A 20,013-nucleotide genomic window follows, 5' to 3' on the forward strand; every position below is an offset into this window, starting at 1 on the left:
CGCATCCCACGGCACAGGACCATGAACAACAGGCCGCCTCATTCGCATGAAGCGGCTTGTTGCATCACCCCGCAACGGGCGATGGGGCAAAGCTTGCAGCACGCCGATCTGCTTCGGTCGCAGCGCTTCCGCGCCAAGATCGTCGCTGGCCTCCTCCCGAGTGCTTAAACCCCGATAAACTGGCATTTCTAGCCTGTCGCGGTCTTATCTTCCCGTTCTCGCATACCGCGCTCAAGGACCGATGTCCCCCCACCTTCGAGTAGCACGCAGATTTAGAGTCCAATCCCATAACCCAAGAGATTGGACGTGAAGAAACAGTATAGCGAAGCGCAGATCATCGGCTTTCTGCGTGAGGCTGAAGCGGGCCTTCCCATCAAGGCACTGTGCCGATGGCATGTTTTTCCGAGGCCGGCTACTACCTCTGGTGCTGCAAGTTCGGCGGCATGAGCGTCCCGGATGCCAAGCGCCTCAAGGCGCTGGAGGCCGAGAACGCCCGACTCGAGCACATGCTCGCCGAATCGATGCTCGCGAACGAAGCCACCCGCGAAGCACTGCAAAAAAGGGGTGACCGCACCGGCCCGACGGCACTCGGTGCGGTTTATGGCGCAACGCGGGCTCAGCCAGCGGCGTGGCTTGCAAGTGGCGCGCATAAGCGCCAGCAGTCTGCGCTACCAGCCCAGGCCAGACCGGAACAGCGATTTGCAGCAGCAGATCATCACGCTGACCCAGCGCCATCGGCGCTATGGCGCCGGCATGATTTATCTGAAGCTGCGCCAGTCCGGCTGGCCGGTGAACCATAAGCGAGCAGAACGGCTGCATGCCTTGGCCGGTCTGCAAGTGCGGCGGCTCAAACGCAAGAAGGTGCCACTCTTGGAACACTTTCCGTTGGTGCGTCCCACCGCTGCCAATCAGGTCTGGTCGATGGATTTCGTGTTTGATCGCACGGCCGAAGGCCGGGTGATCAAGTGCCCGACCATCGTCGATGACGCCACGCATGAAGCCGTGGCGGTGATTGCCGAGCGCGCCATCAGTGGTCAGCATCTGACGCGAGTGCTGGACCTGCTTTGGCTTGAGCGCGGTTTTGCCACAGCTGATTCGTACTGACAACGGCAAGGCATTCTGCGGCAAGGCGATACTGATCTGGGCGCAACAGCGCGGTGTCACACTCAAGCAGATTCAGCCGGGCAAGCCGAATCAGAATGCGTATGTGGAATCGTTCAATGGCCGATTGCGGGACGAATATTGAATGAGCACTGGTTCACCAGCTTGCCGCATGCGCGCGTGATGATTGAAGCGTGGTGACGGGAGTACCACGAGGAAAGACCGGAGAAGGCATTGGGCGGACTAACCCCTGCTGCTTATGCCCGGCAATTGGCGACAGCAAAACCCGTCATATCGGGGGTAGGACTCCAAACCCAAATGCTACTCAAGATGGGGGGAGGTCGGTCAGTTCCGAAGACTTGATAGCATTAGTGCAATGTTGCTGTGGCAATGACTGCGCTAGCTGAATAGCGAGCGCTGGTATCGCCGGCCGCGGAGCGGAAAGTGACTTGGTATTGGTGGCCGATCGGCTGGATGGCGACCACTTCAAAACGGACACACTTACCGTTCACGTCTTGGGCGAAGTAATCGCCCGGTTGTAGCTCTTTGATGATCAAAATAAATCCGATGTAAAACAAATCAGTAGTATTGGTATGCGGGCAGCCTTTCCAAACGAGGAGTCATATATTGGGGGCAATGCCACCAGACATGGGGAAGCCAGCACGTTAATCCAGGCAGTAACAGCACCTGCACAACGGCAGGACGCCATGGGTCAAAAAAAATGACCGGCGGGATCAAGCATGGTGGACATCAGGGGAAGGTCTTCCAGTAGAAAGCACAGGAAAGACTAGCCAACGAGACAAAAGGCTTGACGAAGCAACAACGAGGAGCGACGAAACCTAAGTGATTGATCAGAAAGGCCGAGTCGATTACGGCATCCTACGCACGAACACGATGGCCCGCAAGCAAATTCTGAAAATCAGTCCGATGTCAAGACCACTGGCATCTGAGGATTCAAGATCCGGCCATTGCGCATGAAGCCCGGCTCACTGGGTAATCGGTACCTTCACCAGAAATGCGGTACCTTGCTCCAAATTCGAAGTGACATCGATCGTCCCTTGGTGGGAAGCAACGATTTCCGAGGCAATAAAGAGGCCCAGACCCAGGCCTTCAGGAGATTCGTGATCGATCACCGCGCGCTGGGAAAAACGTTCCATCGGATTGAAGATGAACGGCATGACGTCTTCTGGAATGGGATCACCGTTGTTGTGAACCGAGAAGACTGCGTGGCCTTCTTCTACTGCCAGCGCCACCTTGATCGGCGCCTGGATATCACCATGCTGCACAGCGTTGCCGACGATGTTGGAAAAGACCTGTTCCATTCGAGCACCATCAAATTGCCCTCTGACGGCCCCCTCCACCTTGAACAGTACGTTGGCTTTAGGATGAAAAGCCCGGACTTCTTCAACGATACGTTCACATATCGGCGACAGATCGACCTCCATCGTTTTGATAGGGATACCTGGCCCCAGTTGGCAACGGGTTAAATCCAGCAGGTCTCCGACGATCTGGCTCGCTCTCGTCACACTGGTGTAGATCTGCATAGCCACTTTGGTCGCACGCTCGCCCATTCCTTCCGAACGCCTCAGCATATCGGCGCCAAGCAGGCTCGCTCCCAGAGGGGTTCGCAAATCATGGCCGAGAATGCCCAGGAACACGTTGCGCGATGCCTCAACGGCGCGCGAATAGCTGGCCACGGATTCGGTCAGGGCCTGATCAATGGCCTCATGGAATCGGGTCATATCCTCTACATGGATCGGCGAACCAAAGTTAGTTTGCTTCACCCATTGACCGAGCACACTTGTCCTCAGTGCGCGATACTCCGACACCATTTGATCAATGGTGAAACCCGCCATCAGCCGTGTCACCGCATGTGTTTCTGCGGCGGTTTCGAGTGCTTCTGATGGCTCGTGCTCCTGGACTGTGGCCGCTTGCGATTGCACCGCCGGTGTTGAGCGGAGGTCTGTCACGATTGCTCGAAGCACTTGATCGGCATGGTCTCGCAGCGCTTTGCTGTCAAGTGCTGCACCTGGCGTATCTATCGTTCTGGCGAAATCTTCCCAAGCCTGCAACATCGGCTCGAGGTTCTCGAGAATGAAATCGGGCAAGCGCATGGCGGTAATCCTGACGGGCGGAGGGGGCAAGGACCAACGCAAAGCATCAAAGCCGAAGTATGGGGCAACTGAACGTTCAACAGGGTACATTGCAGAGCTGGTGTTCTAAATGCGACAGATTTCCCGGCATCCGATGCGCTGATAACCGAACCTTCAAGAAACCGCGGTATTACCAATCCTTACCAGGTGGAAGCCACAGCACTGCTGGGCGACATGAATGTCGCCGGTTCGGATAAGCATGGCAGGGGGAAGGTCAGCACTTTTTTATGTGTATACAGCTCATGAATAGAAATAATAAACAATTTACATCAGAAACACCTAAGATATTGATTTATATAAACAACAAAAACAAGAGAAATAAATAAACTTTTTACATGAATCATGCTTGCGCTGCCCGATCCCTCCGGCGAGGAATATATAAAGATTCATCATGGCACCCTAGTGATACGACTGAACCTTGTGGATTGCTAGCGCTGCAGGTGCACTACGTTGACTCCCATACCGAAGACCTGTTGCACACGTGGAAGCAAGTGGTCGTGATGGCTCAAGAACAGTACCTGCGTCTGCCTAGATAGGTCTCGTAATGCTTGAAGCCCAGCTGTCGAGCGCTCATCGTCAAAGTTGATGAACAGATCGTCCGCAACGAACGGTAAAGCCTTTGCTTTCGCCAAATGAAGCTCTAAAGCGGCTATCCGAAGGGCCAAGTAGAGCTGGTCGCGTGTTCCCTCGCTCATTCCAGGGACCTCTACCGTTTTCCCGTCCATACGAACCGCTGACAGGCTATATGGCGTGTGCACGAAATCAACAAAGAGCTTGGTGTATCTGCCAAGCGTCAGGGTGGCGAAGATGGCGCCAGCGCGAGCCAGCATCGGGCCTTGGTTTTGCTCGCGATACCGTTCAATGGCCCAACTTAGGAGCTTAGCTGCGGCGGTCACCTTGATATAGCGCTCCGAAGCATTCGCCATCCCGGCAAGAGCCTCCTGACGGCGTGCCTCTGCAACTGCGGCGTCGCGTCCACCACCGAATGCCTCCATGTCGATCTTGGCCTTGGTTTGTTCAACGGCAAGGCAGGTTTGTTCCGCCTGAACCTGCTCAATTTCATCGCCCGTTTTCGTCAGTTCGGCCGGTATCTGAGCTAAGTCGCGACCCTCCACCTCAGAAATCACCACGTCGAGCGCAAACCCCTCGGCATCCTGAATAAGACCCGCACGGGCGAGGTCAATCTCGATGATCAGCCTGCGTTTTATTTCCCACTTCTCAACCAAAGGGGCCGCTTCGGAGAGCATGGTGACGCCAGCCAAGGCAAGTAAAGGGGCGACTTTAGCTTGGACCTGTTCAACTTGATTTTGCGCATCGTCACGCTGCTTGCTGGCAGCACGCAGCGCCACATCCGCTGCCGCCCGACTAGCTTCGTTTGCCTCGGCCAGCTTAAGCTTGGGTGAGAGCGTACGTACAACGTCTCTTGCGTCCGCTCCATACAAGTCCTCGGCCTTCAATATCTCGACGACGCGGGTAGCAAGTTTGCCAAACGCTTCAAGATCGCTATTCATGATGTCAATGCGGTCGCGTCGAGTCGCAATCGCCTTGTCCAGGTTCTGTCTAAAAGCATCGACCTTGAAGAGCGCTTGCTCGGCGTCATCCACGGACTTGACGTAGTTATTGAGCTTGGCTGCTGTTATTGCCCGGCTCCAACTTTTCTCCCAATCATTGAACGCGGAGCGTGCGGAAGCCTCTGCGGCTTTCAAACGGTGAAGCGCAGTAGACCCGCCATCGCGATGCTTGAGCAGCTGCATTCGCCTGGTCACCGCTCCATCCAGATCGGCGACCATCGTTTCCGCCTGGGTCAGAATTGCCGCGAGGGTATTTTCCGGCGGCACAATGCACCCCGCCAGTGCGAGCTGATTCGCCAAGTTACGGGCAGCGGTGCCAGATTCATCGACCTCCCGGTTGAACTCGTCCTGCTTCTCACCCAAAGCAATGAAAGAAGACAAGACCGCCTCGCGCTTGGACATCCAAACCTGGGCATCCTCCAGTGCAAGTCTTGGCAGGCTGAGAGCGATTGCTTCGCTCTGCCAGCCTTGGTCGAACGTTATCAGAGCTGCTGCCCTGCCATCCTTCGACTGTTCGGCCACTTTTAATTCAGCCTGTGCGCGCTCGACCTGCTGTATCAAGCTCTGCAAACTGGCTGCATCGGTGGTTGAGCCAAGTTGCGTGTCTACCAGCTCGTCGGCCAGTTTGATGGCTGCATCCAGGCCAGCTGCGCTGGATGCGAGTTGGGTACTTCCATCCTTGATATTTCCCCATTCATAATCCCGCTTGCTGCGGGCTTCTCGCACGTCCGACGCAGTGACGATATGGCGGGCCTCCACGAACTGCTTTACCGCCAGAGTTGCCCTACCAACATCCTGCTCCACTTGTTCGAGGCGGTCGGTCGCCGTACCGAGCGCGGACTCGAGTCTTTGGCGCTGGGTACATAGTCCATTCAGGCGTTCCGCGGAGGGCACCGGCATCTGCTGGAGCGCGTCGGGTGTCCTCTTCCACTCTCCTAAGTTTGCATATGCTGTGTCATAGTGGCGTTGAGCGGTCGCGACCACCACGCCAAGCCGCTTTTGGTTTGCAAGGGTATTGCGATAGACCTGCGCTTCGGACAGCGCGCTGCGAAATGCGGGTGACACCTCGACGACCGCAATCGTGGCTAGTTCCGCTTCGACTTCAGCGAGCTCAAGCTCCTTCTCTTCAATGCCTTCAGTCGCGGAAACCATGCCTTGAAGTAAGCCACCACGCTCGTTCACTAGCCGGTGAACGTCCCGGAGTGCAAACATATCTGGCAGCAGTGCAAGCAAACCTGCCTCATCTTTCAATTCTGACCATCCCAACTCCGCCGCCGCCGCCCGTGCGAGTGTCAGGCTGCGTTCGACATCCTCTTGCAAGGAAATCAGCTCGGCATGGTGGTTCCGCACACTCTGTCCATGGTCAGCCAAGGCTTGGATTTCATCCTTTGCGGCAAGGATGTCTGCATCGAAAACTGCTTCGTCGCGCTGCTGCGTGAGTTGTTCCACCATGAGCTTGCATTGGCGCAGCTTGGTCTCGGCGATCGATGCCTCCTGCTCACCGGTGGTCACGGTCTCCGACGCGTTCGAGGGGAAATCCAACACCTCACCAAGCGCTTCCAGTTCGGCAAGCTTCTGCTTCAGATCAATAACTTTGGGCGCCAGACGGCGGATTCGTTCAAGCTTGGCCCGGGCCATAACGAGCTCGCCCTTGCGCTCGGTTGCTGCTGCGATGCGGGCTTCCACATCATCAAGCATGGCGCGGGCTTCACCCCAGTTCTTTGAGCGGACCGTTGCCGCCTTCAGATCCTTGCTTGCCTGCTCGTACTCGGTACTCGCCTGATAGTATGCACGGCTGCCTGATTGTCTAGGCCCCCATAAATGGTCCGCTTCAACAATGAGTCCGTCCTTGACCTTGCCCAAGCCTGCAATCCCAGCCGCAGATTGAAATAGAATCTGACTGACGTCTTTTGAGGCATCCAGGATCAGCTCACCGCCCGCTACCAACTGCGCATGGCTCAACCCAAACATTGTCTCAAAGAAGTATCTGTCCGCCAGCCCCATGAAAGGCTGGAGCGCGTTGTCCAGTAATGGGGAGTCCGCCGCATTCCGCAACGTATTCTTGTTGCCCTTGGCCCTGACAATGGCGAGACTCTGGTCTCCATCAGCCACTGTCGCGGCTAGCCGCAGCTCTGGCTGAGGATGCAGAAAGGACATCGCCGTATATCGTTGAGGAAAACCAAATAGGAGATCCGCGATGGCACTACGGACCGTAGATTTTCCCGCTTCGTTAGGACCAACGATAAGATGGAAATCATGCTCTGCCTTAGGCAGCGGGATGTCGGTATCCGTAAACTTCCCAAAGCGGACCAAGTTCAGATTCTGTAGCCTCATCGCTCACTCCGCTTGAGCCAGATGTGCAAGCAGGCCAGGTGCGATGTCGTCAATGAGCTCCTTGAGATCTCCGGTACGGATTTTTTCGATTAGCGGCACCAGCGGTTGCAAGTCGAATGGAGCCTTACCTACGAACGGAGCCAAAGCGTCCTTCAGCTCTTTGATGAACTCTAGGTCCGTGCTGGCTTCTTCGAAGATGGTTTGAAGGTCTGTGAAGGCATCCATACGCTCATGCAGCTTCGCTGCATCCTCCATAGGCTTTGTAGCTATCTGTATCTTCTCGAGCCAAAGACGCTCGTTTCCGATGGCCGCAATCTGCGCCAGAACCTCCTGTCGGAGCTGCAATTCCAACCCGAATAGCGCTCCGTGAGCCTTGGTCCTCTCCCGGATAGTGATTCGCGCCGCTCGGGGTATTTCGCCATCGGTCCCGAGTAATGACTCGAGTTGGTAGCCCGTCTTTCGCACTACATCCTCAAGCGTCTCGCAGTCTGAGGCGTCTACTATAAGATGCTCCCAGCGCAGAACATCAATGAAGATGCGTTCGACAGCGACAGTTCCGGCCTCATCGACTGTGACCATCACCGCTCCTCTTCTCCCCAATTCTCTAACATTGCGTCCTTGCAGGTTACCTGGAAAGACGATGGTGGATGCTCCGGCCCACTGCTGAAACTCGTGTACATGGCCAAGTGCCCAATAGTCGTAGCCTTTGGCGTGTAGTTCAGCGACAGTGCATGGCGCGTAGTATGAATGCGCTTGGTACCCCTCAAGCGCTGTGTGAAGCACTCCGATATTGAAGTGACCCGCGGTCGGCGCGGGATACCCGGTGACCAGATTTGTTGTCACGTCGCGCTGCTTGAAGCTCTGGCCATGAAGTGACACATCCAGGCCGTCGACCCTGAAAGTTTGAGGCTTGTTGGGGCTGAAGGCGTGCACGTTGTCAGGTAGCTCCAACTTCTTGGTCATCTCACTTTCGGCGTCATGGTTGCCGAACACTACATATATGTGAATGCCAACACGCTTGAGACGCCCCATTTGCTTGGCGAAATAGATGCCCGTGTTGAAATCGCGCCAAGCGCCGTCGTAGAGATCGCCCGCAATGACCATGAAGTCAACCTGTTCGGCAATGGCACGGTCTACCAGCAGGGTGAAGGCGTCGCGAGTCGCGCTGCGGAGCTGTTCAGCTGGCGCGTCTGGATAGGCGGAAAGCCCGTTAAGGGGACTATCCAAGTGAATGTCCGCAGCGTGAATAAACTTCATTGCGATCCTCCTAGGGATGCGTCTTCCGAATCAACCGAAATTTCTTCCACATCGGTCACCCTGACAAAATTACTGGATCAACCAGAATCCGGAAGGAGTGGTAGCCAGGTGAGTTGGACGCTTCAGGTGTACTGAAGAATGCGGGGCCGAGCTCTCAAGCCATGCTGGCCGGCTCGACAATTGCCAAACCAAAGCGTTTGATTGCTTTTCTTAGGTACCCATTGCCAAGCTTGCCATCGAGATAGCCCACTTCCTGTTTCAAATTGGCGAACTGCTCTACACATTCGTGGAACTCGGCCGGAGTGCAGTTGCCCCGGCCAACTTCGATCAGTGCCATATACTCACCCTGCTGATCGTTAGTAAGTTCCTTCAGAAACGCTTGACTCTTGACGCGCAAAGGGTCCGAAGCCGCGAAGGCGATGATAGCTGCGGCATCACGAGCGTAGCCAATCCCGTCACTCCTCTGCTTTCGTTGTTCAACCCGCTCATCGTCGAGGTCGATGAGAGCCCAGAGCAATTTCTTGCTCAGATGGATAAGTGTAAAGTCGACCCTGCTTGAGGCTTGGGACTGAAGTCGAACAAACGGTTCCAGCCGTCTCGATTCGGCATGCTTGTCTTGAGTCGATTCCAGCAACCGGGCAAACTCGTTTCTGAGCCCCTCAATGCCAAGTTTCTCTGCTGTCCCCATGTAATCGTCAATCCGGTTATAGATGCCACCAGTCGGCGCGATGACAAAAAGCCCGCCCATGAAACGCCGTTCGCATGGTTCCCCGACGTTGTAAAACTTCGAGTAGTCCTCGTGCGAGTCGTTAACTACATATTCGAATTCATTCAACATCTTCAGATGTTCGATCGGCCCTTCAAGATAGCTATTCCCTTGAGTTAACCGCTCCGCCTCGCCTGCTTCCAAGACTGCGTAACCATACTCTGGATGGTCTGGAAAACACTCTAATATCAGCCTGATAGGCTTTAGGACGCATGTCCCCATCCCCGCAGCTAGACGTAGCGCGAGCATTTGCCCGCCTTCATGGGGATATGCGCTCTCGACATGCATACCGCCGCCTTCGGGATAGAAGCAGTGGTTCATTCCTCGGTGCTTGGACAGCATTCCCACGACTTCGGCGATTGCCTTTACGTCTCTCCATTCGGCTCGCGCTACGCCAGCACGCTGCAGAGCTGCTCGATTTGCGAACTCCCATTGCTGCGGGTTTGCTTTGTCAAAGTCGTACTGGAGCTCTGCAATAGTCTTGAGTTTTGCAGAAAAGTCGGCGGCAGCTGGCCGGCTGGAAGGATCAGAGCTTGTAGCCGCAATCAACAATGCCTCAAGCGGCTCAAGGAAGAAGTCTGTTGCTTGAGCTAGTGTAGACAGCCGCTCGCTGCCAGTAGAGGAATACTGCCCAGGGAATGCGAATTTTTTACCCCCAAGCATCACCCAGAGTGATTTGGCCAGACTGTAGACGTCAGCAGGATACGCGTCAGCCTCGCTGGTGTTGCTCTCCATCTCTGGCGCCAGAAATGTAGCTGGGCCCATCGGTTCGTCTTCTTTGGTGAGACCCTTGCGCTCGGGAAATGCCGCAATGCCGAAATCACCAAAACAATAAGCCCCTTCGAATCTGAAAACGTTCTCCGGCTTGACATCGCGATGCGCCACACCAAGTGTATGAAGTTCAGCCAGACCATCGGCGAGCTCAATGAACACGGATAGCATCTTGCGCCAACCGACTCCCTCAAGTACATCACGAAGCGTTTCAGCTTTGGGCATGATGTACCATGGGAACTCGTTTGCGCTTGCTTCGGGCAAGTGAAACTCAAGAATCGGAAGGACTCGGGGCGACCCCTTCAGGCGCCCAGTTACCACCAACACCTCATCATCAAATCGCTGCCGCCGACGAGCATCGTCGTTTAGGAAAAACTTGATTGCAACCTGGCCGTGCGTCGTATGTTTCGCTGGATAGACTCGACCGTTTCCTCCTTCTCCGAGCGATCTTTTCCCAAGCGTAGCAGCCGGAATTTGTGCGGCGAGCTGCCTTTTAGTTGCGGAAATGAGAGCCATGGGAGATGGGGGCCTTTGGAAAGATACTGAGTTAGATTGTAGAGGGTCAATTATGTCAGGCTGTGTTCAGCCTTTGCAGATTGAATCGTCCTGTTTTCCTAGCGAGTTGATGGCCGTCTTACAACGGAGAGCGGGCTTGAACTGCTGCGCGCCGCACCGACCGCTTCGGCCGATTAGCCGCCTCCGAACGTGCAGTGCTGATCACATCCAATCAATGGAGAGATCATGAGCGCTAGAATGGGTAGTCACGAGTGAGCAGACCCCGCAGTCCGGCGGCTTCTGCTTCCAGCGGGCTGGGCTGAACTAGGTATTCGCGACCTTCGAGCTGGCCCCTCGGCGCATTCTGCGTTCCAATGTACTGGAGGTTATGGTGCTCCAGCCCGGCACCAACAACTACTACACGGCTACGAGCGCGGCGATGACCGATTTCGATCTTGGGCAGCTCCTGTATTACCGTAAACTGGATGGACCACGGCAGCGCAAGGTGCAACGACTGATCGAGCTGTGCGAAGCCTTTCCGCAGCATGCAGGGCTGACAAACCTGCAGTACGCCATCGGCCGTGCTTTGCCGCATAGCCCGCAAGTGCGAATGACCTTGTTCATCTCGAAGCGGCCATGTGTGCAATCGTGCTAAGTGATACGCTGCTGGCCGATTTGAGCCGGATCGCTAGTCTTTTTCCATATCATGTTGAATCGCGGCATAAATTCCTGCAGGTATTCCATCGGGAACGTAGCGCCCATGAATACTCCGCACAAAAGCCGCCTCCGCCTCTTTGCTAACCAGTACTAGCTTCAGCTCCAGCCCTTCAGCTGAAATAATAAGTTTGCCATTTTTTGCCCGCTCAGCTTTGAACCCTGAAAACTCGCCCTCCAGTTCAACGACCTCAATCAAACCAGCAACGTTTGCCGGGTCGCAGGGATCTGCGGCATCTAGCCATTCATCAAAATTTGTTGTGGACGACATAATCACTCGATTCGAAATTAGATGGTGCAGCCTAGACCAAATTTACAAGAAATTCCAGACGGAATGCAGGCCATTATTAAATAAGCAATGAAGAGTGCATTCTGATAATGGGAAAAAAACGCATAGCAGCCATTAAGGTTAATGATCTGTAGTTTGCAATGGTGGCAGCGCTATTAAATGGGGGGCATATTCGGCAGTTATTGAGTTTTCGACCAATGAGTCCGAACCCCTAAACGGTGTAGTTGTCTCAACGGGCAATAGGGAAAGCTCGGCTCGGCGATGGCGCTGTATTTTTTGAGCATCGCGCATGAATTGAACAGCGCCAACGAAACTCAAGCCGGATATGAGTAACTGAACCGCATAGCTTATCAATGACACACATAAAACCAGTCCTGCAACAGCAATGTTTAGCGGAGCATGCTTAAATAGAAGAGGTAATAGCCACATGATAGCAAAACCCATAGCGGCAAATAACATATACCCTCCAAAGTGAAATGCCGTGACCCGATAGCCATTAAAATACCATTTATATATGCGCAACCTTAGCCTTCGGTGGCGTGATTTGAATCGAAATCGACCAGGTTTATCTCCATAGACACGTTGCGTAAGATAGGGTTGTGTACCGAGATAAAGCTTGAGAGCCCTTGTTGGGTTCGGGTGATTCAGAAGAGTACTGATCTCCCAGAACGTCAGCGTTTTTTTGAAGTACTGTGCAAATTGCTGTTCCAGCCGAAAACGCACGGCTGCAGATTGCGGATAGCTCGACTGATCGTGGGCATTGATTGCATCACATAGCGCAGCCAATTTTTCTTTACGCACGGCATGCCTTCCTGTGAGCCATTCCCGCAACGAACGTATGATGGGCAACGCCACCAGAAGAACAATAGCCATTACGATTAGATAGGAATTTTTTGTATCAAATGCTTGTATCAGCTCTGCAATTATCGACATAGTCATACTCTCTATACGTGGCATTGCCTACCACGCTTTGTTGATGCTGGTTCCCATTTATATATACTAGGACCAATCGCCTTGAGCAAGCTTGGTAACCTAATGGATGTATTCTTTAGGACTCGTTGCCAGAAGCGATTGATTTGCTTCAAATGCAGGCCACGTCGCGCTAGACTGAGGTTGCTCACCAGGCAGAGGGAAATCAGCCATGACGACAGCCAGCGAGCGAACCAAATCGGTATTACGGACCCGCCTGTTCCTGGAGTGGCTGGCCTACGCCAATGATCTTCCCGAACACATCCGCAGTGAAGCCTTGACGCTTACCCGGCATTTCCCGCTGCCTGGCGATCTCGAAATGGTCGCCAGCATCGTGGAGCAGGCCAAGAATCCGTTGTCGTACGCTGTGTTTTCCTTGGAGGACATTGCTGCCAGTTATGCAGGTTCGCCACGCTGAAGCTGGGGCAGCAAATTCATACCAGTCCGCTCGACCAGTTCCTTGTAGCTGATCACGCCATTCAGCCGAGCATCGTTGCGGTTCTCTAACCAGTACGCCCAGGCCTTATTGGTCATCGGATCGTAGACCAGTTTGTAGAGCGCGCTGGGCACCCAAACTCGTTGCATGTTGGCATCGGCGGACTGTTTATCGGCAAAGACCGGACCGGTGATCACATACACGTCGCCGGCAGCGCGCATCACATACTTGCGAACCGCCTTCTCGACTGACTTGGCCCACACACCGCGATTGTTGTCTGGCGCCTGCGGCACCATGTTGGCCAACGAAAAGCTCTGTGCCATCGCTTCCGGCGTGGGCATGTCGCCTGCCGGTGCCATGTGCCCACGGTCGTAACCAGAGCTTTTGTAATCATCCAGGTTGGCCCGCTCCGCTGCCGGCAGGCGCGCGTCGGCATAAAACCGATTAGTCCGCTGCTCATCCTTCGCATCAAGTAGCTGCGCCTTGTTCAAGCGCTCCGCCACAAAGAGCGGGGTATGGCTCAGGCCTGCGTGATACACCGCAAATGCCGAGAAGCACAATGCCCTTGGTTGCCACACTGCGGCATTGGGAACCTCCGGTGGCGTGCCGCCATAGAAAAACTGTGGACAGGCAGCAAACGCGCCTGCTTGGGCTGACGTTCTGCCAGGCTTTGCCACCGGCACGTGACCAGATAGTGCAGCTTCCGCTTTGGCCAGTTGGGCCACGGCCATACTGCTGTAGTGACGCCCTATGGGTGTAAAGGTGACGGCGGCGGCGCTGATCACTGCACCGAGCAGAACGGCAGAAACTTTGATGGACATAGGGAATGGCTTGGTTGATTGCGAGGGAGGACTGCAGCACTCGCAGAACGCGTGAGGCTTGCACCGTTACGTCTGTCGGGGTGAGCTGGGCAGGTTAGTGTGCATGAATAGAATATAGAACATTCGTTCTATTTGTGGCAATCATGTGTACCAACATCGCCCAGTACCAGCGCAACTCAGACTACGGCATCGCCTTTGGCCTGCAGCCTGAGGTGCTTAGAAACTGGAAAGACCCGCGTCGACCAACCTACGCCGCCCCGGTAGGCGCCATGGTCTGGGCCTTCAACTGTTTCAAGAGCCCGTCGACGGTGCTACCCAATACTGCTGTGTGGGGGTACCGACCAGACTGGGCCGCTGAACAAAACCTCCCTGTGGTGGGACGTGCCAACATCCGGAATTTCATCAGAAAACCGTATTGGCTACCATTGTGGGAAGCGGGTCAGCGCGCGTTGGTTCCCATCGATGGCTGGCATGAATGGCGAGCCGATGGGCTGCCGTACTATGTACGTCGCCAGCATGGTCAGCCAATGTTTGCCGCTGCGCTCACCGACTACGTCGGGCGCGGGCCAGTACGGCAGCTCAGGGTGGTATTACTGTGTGCGCCGTCCAACCATAGCGCAGTCAACGCGGATTCATTGCAGCCCATTCTGGTGCCGGCGCCGTATCGCAGATCTTGGATACAGTTCTCGCCGGCAGATGAAATGCTCTCGATGGCCAGGTTTCTCGCCCTTCCGGATGACTTGGTCAGCTATCCGATATCTCGGCGGCTGAGCGATCCCACAGCAAATGGACCCGAGCTGATCCGGTAGATGCGCTTTGCATAAATGTCATCGAAAACTTGCTAGAATGGAAAGCACCTAACATGCAGCGATGCTCAGATATGCACCTATACCGTTGTTTGCTCATCGGCATCGTAAGCGTTTGCCTCACAGCTGCAGGTCACGCCAAGGGCACCCTGACCGATGAGCAAATCAAGCAAGCCATCATTAAGGAAAGCATCGACGCCTACCCAGGTAACTGTCCCTGCCCGTATAACGCTGCCAAGAACGGTAGCGCATGCGGCAAGCGCAGCGCGTATAGCCGGCCCAACGGTTATGCGCCGATTTGCTACGCCAAGGACGTGACGGCTGAGATGGTTAAAGAGTGGAAAGGCGCGCGCAGGAGCGAGTAGCCTTGGCTGCGGCTGACCCACCTCAAGATGCTTAACGAGATTCAAAAAATGAATGTGAAGATACTGGGCGCTCTGTTGCTGCTCGCATCGCTTGATGCTTCTGCGCTGACCTACTTCCTGGAGAAGGATTTAGGCGTGAAAGGCAACATGCATTACTGCCGGTACAACAACGGCAAGGTGTACGCGGTGAACGCCTATGACATGTGTGAGCTCTCCATCGAGGTAGATGGGTATTCGCCACCAGCGAACTCTACTTCCTCCTATCGAAGCACAGGTTTCTTCAAGGGGGAGTATCAGGATGGCTTCACCAAGGTGTGCGTGTACGACGTTACCGGAACACGGAAAGCGATTCGGTTGAACTCGACGGAGCTCTGTCCGTTGAGCGCGTCGTTTGATTAAGGAATAGGCAAACCTAATTAAAAGCTAGATTCGTGCTTAGTCGGACTCCAACTGCTTCTATCTGATCGGCGATCAAGCCTAGGTAACGATCAGGTGATGCCCTGGAGTCATTTTTCTAGGAGTTAAGGTGCAAAATTCCATTACGTTCGATACTCGCGACGAATACCGCCGCCGTCCCGTCGCTGAAAAAGTTATCCAGCTTCTTGCCTCGGAGATTGAGGTCTCTCCAATGGTGATCGATGGCAGCTGGGGCACGGGCAAAACGGAGTTTTGTAGGAAATTGATTGCGTTGGTTGAAGGCAATTCAGAGGTGGCGCCATTTCGCCCAGTGTATATCGATGCGTTCCGAGCTGACCATGCTGATCAGCCTCTAATGACCATATTAGCCGCGATCCTGAAGCTGGTACCGGAAGCTGACAGGCCAAGTTTGATCAAAAAAGCGATTCCCGCTCTGCGTTTCGGTGCCAAAACTGCCGGCAAAGCCGCGATCGCTTGGCTTCTGAAACAGGACGCAGTCGATTTAGGCGATGAATGGGAGGAAGCGGTAAAGAATACCGGCGAAACCATTTTGGATAAAGCAACAGAATCTCTGCTCAAAGATCATATGAAAGCGGAGCAAAGCATCCATGCCCTGCAAGATGCGCTGTGCGGTATCGCCTCCATCAAGCCCATTGTTATATTTATTGACGAACTCGACCGTTGTCGACCCGATTTTGCGCTGTCCACACTTGAAATTATCAAACACGTTTTTAATATCAAAAGCGTAAAATTCGTTTTGGTGACAAACACTCAACAGTTAAAGGCAGCCATCAATCATTGTTATGGCTACGAAGTTGATGCTCAGCGATATCTTGACAAATTTCTGGCCTTCAGCTTTCGTTTGCCAGCGGTGTTTCAAGAACCGAACAGATTCAATTCTGGGTCGGCTGCACAGGCCCATTTCTCCACATGGGTAGAAGACAGCGTATATCTTCAACATAGTGGCATTGTAGATGAAGTCGTTCTAAAAACAATTAATGAATGGATTAATTTCAAGCAACTCTCTTTGCGTGAAGTAGAGACCTTCATTAGACATCTTGAAATATATCAAGCGCTTACCAATAAAAAAGGATTGGGGACAAAGGATCAAAAGTTGTACCTCGGTTACTTGTTGCTTCGCGTTTATGCCATCTATTGCGTATGCTTCTTTCCTTCGTTGGCTCAAAGTATACTCATCGGTCGCTACTCGCCAAAAGATATCGCCGATTCGCTAGGCCGAATTGCACTTATTGAACCCAACAAAAATTGGAACTATGGCTCAAACTTGCTGATCGTGCTCTTGGTAACAGATGCACCGGATTGCCCCCCAACATTTGCCCACAAAGATGAGCAATCAAAAAAGGACTGGGACCGAGAGCTCTATTCTTCAATTGGAAGTTGGGCAAGCGGAATTGCTGAATATGAAGAAAGGATTAGAGCTATACAGCGAGTCCTCCACACGATCTCATTAACAACAAATGGTTCAATTTGAGATTACCACATGGTTGCCATATATATTCAGCTTAGAACTGAAATTACAAATAAGCCCACATGATCAATCCCCAGATGTTTCAATCACTTAATAACATTATCGAGGAGATCTTTGCTCGCCTAAATAGCAATATCGAAACTCACCATACCGAGCCCCAAGTCTCTCTCGTCGATCATATGCGAGCGAAACGCAAGGCAAAGGCGCTTCACGCTAGCACGAAGAAGCTAATTTATCTCGATACGAATGCATGGAAGTGTATGGCTGATTATCGCCAGAAGAAGCCGAGTCTGACATCCGCCATGCTGTCATTCGGAAACCTCCTGCAGCAGGCGGTGAACAGTACTAATTTCGTGTTCCCGATTGGTTTACCGACGTTCTTCGAACTGGATTCAATGACGCGCCCAGAGACTCGGGCAGTATTAACCACATTGGTGGACGAGCTATCTCAGGGATTCTGCATTGCGCCGTTTCAAGAGAGGGTGGGGGGTGAATTAAAAAAACTGCGCACAGACACCCTGGACATACCCGATACTCTTGAGGATTTTCTTTGCAGTCCAATCGAATTGCTTGGAATCCCAACACTATCTTTCAATGAACACACGAAAATAGATTTCGATGAAGAGGCGTTTAACAAAGCATTTTTTGACAGCCTTACGGAACTACCTTTCTCTTTTCAGCTTGAGTTGGCAAGTACTTTAGAAGGGAATAAATGGGACAATTCTAGGGGTATTACTGAGTTAAACGCGGGTAAGCGGGAGCATCAAGCTGCGGTGAGCAAACTCATTCAAGGCATTTTTCTGGAGCTATGCGGCTGCATCGCACATTGGTACGAAGCAGAAAAAATTGAGCTTAGTCGGAAGGATCTGCTTCGATATTGTGCCCGAGCTCTAGGCCACTGGCATAGCACACCTACTTCGCGCGCACTGCCAACCCTGCGCATTCTGAGCTCGCTGTACGGATTGATGCGGCTCGATTCCCACCGCAAATATCATGCCGGAGATCCCAACGACTTTATGGTTGCCGCTTCAGCGCTACCGGTAGCACAAGCTTTATTTACCGACAAAAAGCTTGCTAATCTTTTGGCTGATTCCAACCTCCGCCTAGATACCTTTTCAGACTGCCAAATTATTAGTGGTTTCGATGAAATGGCCGAATATCTCGGTACAAACTTGTGACATTGCAGCTAACGCATATGGCTACTGGGATGCTTCTCTTTAAAAGTCACCCCACCCAGAACCTTGCACTGAAATTATTTAGTCTTCGCGTACGTACATCAATTTTCACTCGAAAAACCTTCGGGATCGAAGCGCCGTCCCCTCCACCCTGAAAATAGTCGCGCACAGACCATAATGCCTGCCTTTTAAGTGCCTCCCACTCAGCATAAAGTTCATCCTGCCGGTCCTTAGCCTGATGGGCAGCGCTTTTTTTTCGCACTGGCTGGGTGTGTTGGAAATCCGATAACGGATCTGATTTATGGGAAAACTCGATACTCCCGTATACCCATTCATTCTCCGGCGATATACGCCAGCGATAATGCACTCTGACCGTTAAATGGTCGGTGAAGCTGACAGGTGGTTGGACGTGGTCATCAATATAGAAAAACTCGGCTTGCCGTTCCTCCATCTCCCCCCTCATTTTCATCTGTTGCACCGCGTAGTGTAGATCGGCACCGGCACGAAGCGCATCGGCCCTGGCCTCAGAACGCCTCTTTGGTGCTTTGAATCGACGGTATTCCGATAACGAATTTTCGAACATACGTAACTTCGAAGCGACGAAAGGACCACAGTTATTAAGTCGAAATGCCAGTAAGGCAGACGAATATTCTTCATCTACACATTGATCAATGACTCGGCTCAGAACTACGGAGTCAATCGCTTTCAAAGCTTCATATTCGCTACGAGAAATGTTGATATCGCCCATGCATCCTCGGTTTCGTGAACTACATCAGTGTTGGGGATTTTTCGATTAAATATTCAAGATTTGGGCGAAATGTACTCTCTTCCGTGGAGAGGCCCACCCCGCTCATGATTTTCACCGCAGCCCCAAAGTACCTGCAAGCTTCCCGCAGTATTTTTTCTAAAACGATAGAATCAACGCCATGAATGCCACAGGCCTCTTCTAACGATTTCCCAAGAAAGAAGCTCGCGAGTGCGGCTCGTTCAGCTTCACTGTTAGCCGTCAGATTTGGAAGGTTGTGGCTCAATAGCGCCTGCGACGCAATACGAGCATCCATTCCACATGACTCTGCAAAACCTTGGTGACAACCGCCATTCTGAGCATACTCTCGCAAAATCTGCGGGCCCCACCATGGGTCATGCTCGGGTTGATCAAATTTGCATATCGGCGTTTCGCACTGATTTGATTGCTCCATCTTGACTATCGCTGTTCCGGCGGAACTAAACAGCAACGCAAGAGCCAGCACATAGCGTTCGGTGATAGTAGGTGGTGCCTCGCGATCGAAGATCCGTTTCAGATCATTAAATGGAGGCGAGTTATATTTAGCCGATTCAAAAAATCGATTGAACCAGTCTTCCGGCATAGCATCTTGATGCATTGCATTACTTCGGTCTTGCATCAACAGACAAGAGCCCGCAGAGCGTTGAGCCAAATATTGATGCTCGATCATGGCAACCAGCTTCGGGTGGCTCAAGCAAGCTGAACGATTTAGAATGGCTTTTGCTATTGCAGCATACCGCTGGACTACTGGAGCGGCATCCTCCAGATGTGAAGGCCAAAATGCGAATGAACGATCCCGAGCTCGCGCGATGTCAGGCTCATGATTGAAGGCGTCAAGGGACTCCAACCCCATCAGTGCAGATCCATGCAAATAACACCAGTCCACACCCTGCAGCTGATGTTCGCGATGCCAATACGACATTCCATATTTTTCCAAGTCTTGATTAATGCAAGATTCGCAATACCAAGCCCCCTTTTTACCAACACGAAATGCATATGTAATCAGATAATCATGTAACGCAGAGCCATCTTGCACGGGCACCACAGGATCAAAAGGGCGTAAAAATGGAATCAAGGTATGTCGTTGAAAAAAAACAGTTTCTGGCAGACCACTGGCTTTGGCCAGCAAAAACGCTTGTGCCGTACGACTCCCAAGTGATTTCTGCCCATCACCATGATGTTGATACCAAGACCTCAATCGCTTGCCGGTGACGACCATGCTCGGGAAATGGTTGAAGAACTGAATACGGCCACGCCAGCCTAAAATGTACTCGTCGGGAAATAAGGCAGGAATATTCAT

Annotated in this window: 16 protein-coding genes and 1 pseudogene; 8 read left to right on the top strand and 9 right to left on the bottom strand. The window is 53.0% G+C overall.

Translation table 11 applies throughout. The annotated features are described in order from the left end of the window. The first annotated feature begins 306 nt into the window (after positions 1-306). Positions 307-1,464, top strand: a pseudogene (locus IGB42_RS07975) (IS3 family transposase). A gap of 623 nt (positions 1,465-2,087) precedes the next feature. Here IGB42_RS07975 and IGB42_RS07980 read toward each other — a convergent pair. The 4 genes from IGB42_RS07980 to IGB42_RS07995 form a co-directional block, all read right to left on the bottom strand. Further along, complete coding sequence (locus IGB42_RS07980) at positions 2,088-3,215, bottom strand: sensor histidine kinase (RefSeq protein WP_159669595.1); 1,128 nt, start codon at positions 3,213-3,215, stop codon at positions 2,088-2,090. Positions 3,216-3,682: 467 nt separating this feature from the next. Next, the gene (locus IGB42_RS07985) at positions 3,683-7,159 is read right to left on the bottom strand and encodes a YhaN family protein (protein ID WP_159669598.1); all 3,477 of its coding nucleotides are present in this window, start codon (positions 7,157-7,159) and stop codon (positions 3,683-3,685) included. Between the two features lie 3 nt (positions 7,160-7,162). After that, complete coding sequence (locus tag IGB42_RS07990; RefSeq protein WP_159669601.1) at positions 7,163-8,416, bottom strand: DNA repair exonuclease; 1,254 nt, start codon at positions 8,414-8,416, stop codon at positions 7,163-7,165. 154 nt (positions 8,417-8,570) lie between these two features. Further along, positions 8,571-10,469, bottom strand: a complete 1,899-nt coding sequence (locus IGB42_RS07995) for a protein kinase (protein WP_159669604.1) — start codon at positions 10,467-10,469, stop codon at positions 8,571-8,573. 418 nt (positions 10,470-10,887) lie between these two features. Here IGB42_RS07995 and IGB42_RS08000 point away from each other — a divergent pair, with 418 nt between their 5' ends. Further along, positions 10,888-11,103, top strand: coding sequence for a hypothetical protein (locus IGB42_RS08000; protein WP_159669607.1), 216 nt, complete (start codon positions 10,888-10,890; stop codon positions 11,101-11,103). 33 nt (positions 11,104-11,136) lie between these two features. Here IGB42_RS08000 and IGB42_RS08005 read toward each other — a convergent pair whose 3' ends face one another. Both IGB42_RS08005 and IGB42_RS08010 read right to left on the bottom strand, forming a co-directional pair. Beyond that, positions 11,137-11,433, bottom strand: a complete 297-nt coding sequence (locus IGB42_RS08005; RefSeq protein WP_159669610.1) for a hypothetical protein — start codon at positions 11,431-11,433, stop codon at positions 11,137-11,139. Between the two features lie 138 nt (positions 11,434-11,571). Beyond that, positions 11,572-12,384, bottom strand: a complete 813-nt coding sequence (locus IGB42_RS08010; protein ID WP_159669613.1) for a hypothetical protein — start codon at positions 12,382-12,384, stop codon at positions 11,572-11,574. 208 nt (positions 12,385-12,592) lie between these two features. Between IGB42_RS08010 and IGB42_RS08015 the strand changes: the two genes are divergently transcribed. Beyond that, a complete protein-coding gene (locus IGB42_RS08015; protein WP_159669616.1) occupies positions 12,593-12,838 on the top strand; it encodes a BPSL0761 family protein in 246 nt (81 codons plus the stop codon). Here the strand turns inward: IGB42_RS08015 and IGB42_RS08020 are convergent. Then, positions 12,817-13,677 carry a DNA/RNA non-specific endonuclease gene (locus IGB42_RS08020; protein ID WP_159669619.1) on the bottom strand — a complete coding sequence of 287 codons (861 nt, stop codon included), beginning with the start codon at positions 13,675-13,677 and terminating at the stop codon, positions 12,817-12,819. The genes IGB42_RS08015 and IGB42_RS08020 overlap by 22 nt on opposite strands. Before the next feature lie 143 nt (positions 13,678-13,820). Here IGB42_RS08020 and IGB42_RS08025 point away from each other — a divergent pair, with 143 nt between their 5' ends. The 5 genes from IGB42_RS08025 to IGB42_RS08045 all read left to right on the top strand — a co-directional run bounded on the left by IGB42_RS08025 (position 13,821) and on the right by IGB42_RS08045 (position 17,932). Next, positions 13,821-14,486, top strand: coding sequence for an SOS response-associated peptidase family protein (locus IGB42_RS08025; RefSeq protein ID WP_159669622.1), 666 nt, complete (start codon positions 13,821-13,823; stop codon positions 14,484-14,486). 71 nt (positions 14,487-14,557) lie between these two features. Further along, positions 14,558-14,848, top strand: a complete 291-nt coding sequence (locus tag IGB42_RS08030) for a hypothetical protein (RefSeq protein ID WP_159669625.1) — start codon at positions 14,558-14,560, stop codon at positions 14,846-14,848. 48 nt (positions 14,849-14,896) lie between these two features. Beyond that, on the top strand, positions 14,897-15,247 hold the full coding sequence (locus tag IGB42_RS08035) for a hypothetical protein (protein ID WP_159669628.1): 351 nt from the start codon (positions 14,897-14,899) through the stop codon (positions 15,245-15,247). A gap of 127 nt (positions 15,248-15,374) precedes the next feature. Then, on the top strand, positions 15,375-16,757 hold the full coding sequence (locus IGB42_RS08040) for a P-loop NTPase fold protein (RefSeq protein ID WP_159669631.1): 1,383 nt from the start codon (positions 15,375-15,377) through the stop codon (positions 16,755-16,757). Between the two features lie 59 nt (positions 16,758-16,816). Then, a complete protein-coding gene (locus IGB42_RS08045; protein ID WP_159669634.1) occupies positions 16,817-17,932 on the top strand; it encodes a hypothetical protein in 1,116 nt (371 codons plus the stop codon). A gap of 46 nt (positions 17,933-17,978) precedes the next feature. On the opposite strand, the gene IGB42_RS08050 is transcribed toward IGB42_RS08045, so the two are convergent. Together IGB42_RS08050 and IGB42_RS08055 are read right to left on the bottom strand one after the other, a co-directional pair. Then, positions 17,979-18,677 (bottom strand): hypothetical protein, encoded by a 699-nt coding sequence (locus tag IGB42_RS08050; protein ID WP_159669637.1) that lies wholly within the window; start codon positions 18,675-18,677, stop codon positions 17,979-17,981. A 19-nt stretch (positions 18,678-18,696) separates the two neighbouring features. After that, positions 18,697-20,013, bottom strand: coding sequence for a TniQ family protein (locus IGB42_RS08055; RefSeq protein WP_159669640.1), 1,317 nt, complete (start codon positions 20,011-20,013; stop codon positions 18,697-18,699).

The sequence above is a fragment of the Andreprevotia sp. IGB-42 genome, assembly GCF_009848685.1.
Taxonomy (GTDB): domain Bacteria; phylum Pseudomonadota; class Gammaproteobacteria; order Burkholderiales; family Chitinibacteraceae; genus Andreprevotia.

Bases quoted from the DNA above. Each gene is read 5' to 3' on its own strand.
- IGB42_RS07980 (WP_159669595.1), bottom strand. From the start codon at position 3,215: ATGCGCTTGCCCGATTTCATTCTCGAGAACCTCGAGCCGATGTTGCAG.
- IGB42_RS07985 (WP_159669598.1), bottom strand. From the start codon at position 7,159: ATGAGGCTACAGAATCTGAACTTGGTCCGCTTTGGGAAGTTTACGGAT.
- IGB42_RS07990 (WP_159669601.1), bottom strand. From the start codon at position 8,416: ATGAAGTTTATTCACGCTGCGGACATTCACTTGGATAGTCCCCTTAAC.
- IGB42_RS07995 (WP_159669604.1), bottom strand. From the start codon at position 10,469: ATGGCTCTCATTTCCGCAACTAAAAGGCAGCTCGCCGCACAAATTCCG.
- IGB42_RS08000 (WP_159669607.1), top strand. From the start codon at position 10,888: ATGACCGATTTCGATCTTGGGCAGCTCCTGTATTACCGTAAACTGGAT.
- IGB42_RS08005 (WP_159669610.1), bottom strand. From the start codon at position 11,433: ATGTCGTCCACAACAAATTTTGATGAATGGCTAGATGCCGCAGATCCC.
- IGB42_RS08010 (WP_159669613.1), bottom strand. From the start codon at position 12,384: ATGTCGATAATTGCAGAGCTGATACAAGCATTTGATACAAAAAATTCC.
- IGB42_RS08015 (WP_159669616.1), top strand. From the start codon at position 12,593: ATGACGACAGCCAGCGAGCGAACCAAATCGGTATTACGGACCCGCCTG.
- IGB42_RS08020 (WP_159669619.1), bottom strand. From the start codon at position 13,677: ATGTCCATCAAAGTTTCTGCCGTTCTGCTCGGTGCAGTGATCAGCGCC.
- IGB42_RS08025 (WP_159669622.1), top strand. From the start codon at position 13,821: ATGTGTACCAACATCGCCCAGTACCAGCGCAACTCAGACTACGGCATC.
- IGB42_RS08030 (WP_159669625.1), top strand. From the start codon at position 14,558: ATGCACCTATACCGTTGTTTGCTCATCGGCATCGTAAGCGTTTGCCTC.
- IGB42_RS08035 (WP_159669628.1), top strand. From the start codon at position 14,897: ATGAATGTGAAGATACTGGGCGCTCTGTTGCTGCTCGCATCGCTTGAT.
- IGB42_RS08045 (WP_159669634.1), top strand. From the start codon at position 16,817: ATGATCAATCCCCAGATGTTTCAATCACTTAATAACATTATCGAGGAG.
- IGB42_RS08050 (WP_159669637.1), bottom strand. From the start codon at position 18,677: ATGGGCGATATCAACATTTCTCGTAGCGAATATGAAGCTTTGAAAGCG.
- IGB42_RS08055 (WP_159669640.1), bottom strand. From the start codon at position 20,013: ATGAATATTCCTGCCTTATTTCCCGACGAGTACATTTTAGGCTGGCGT.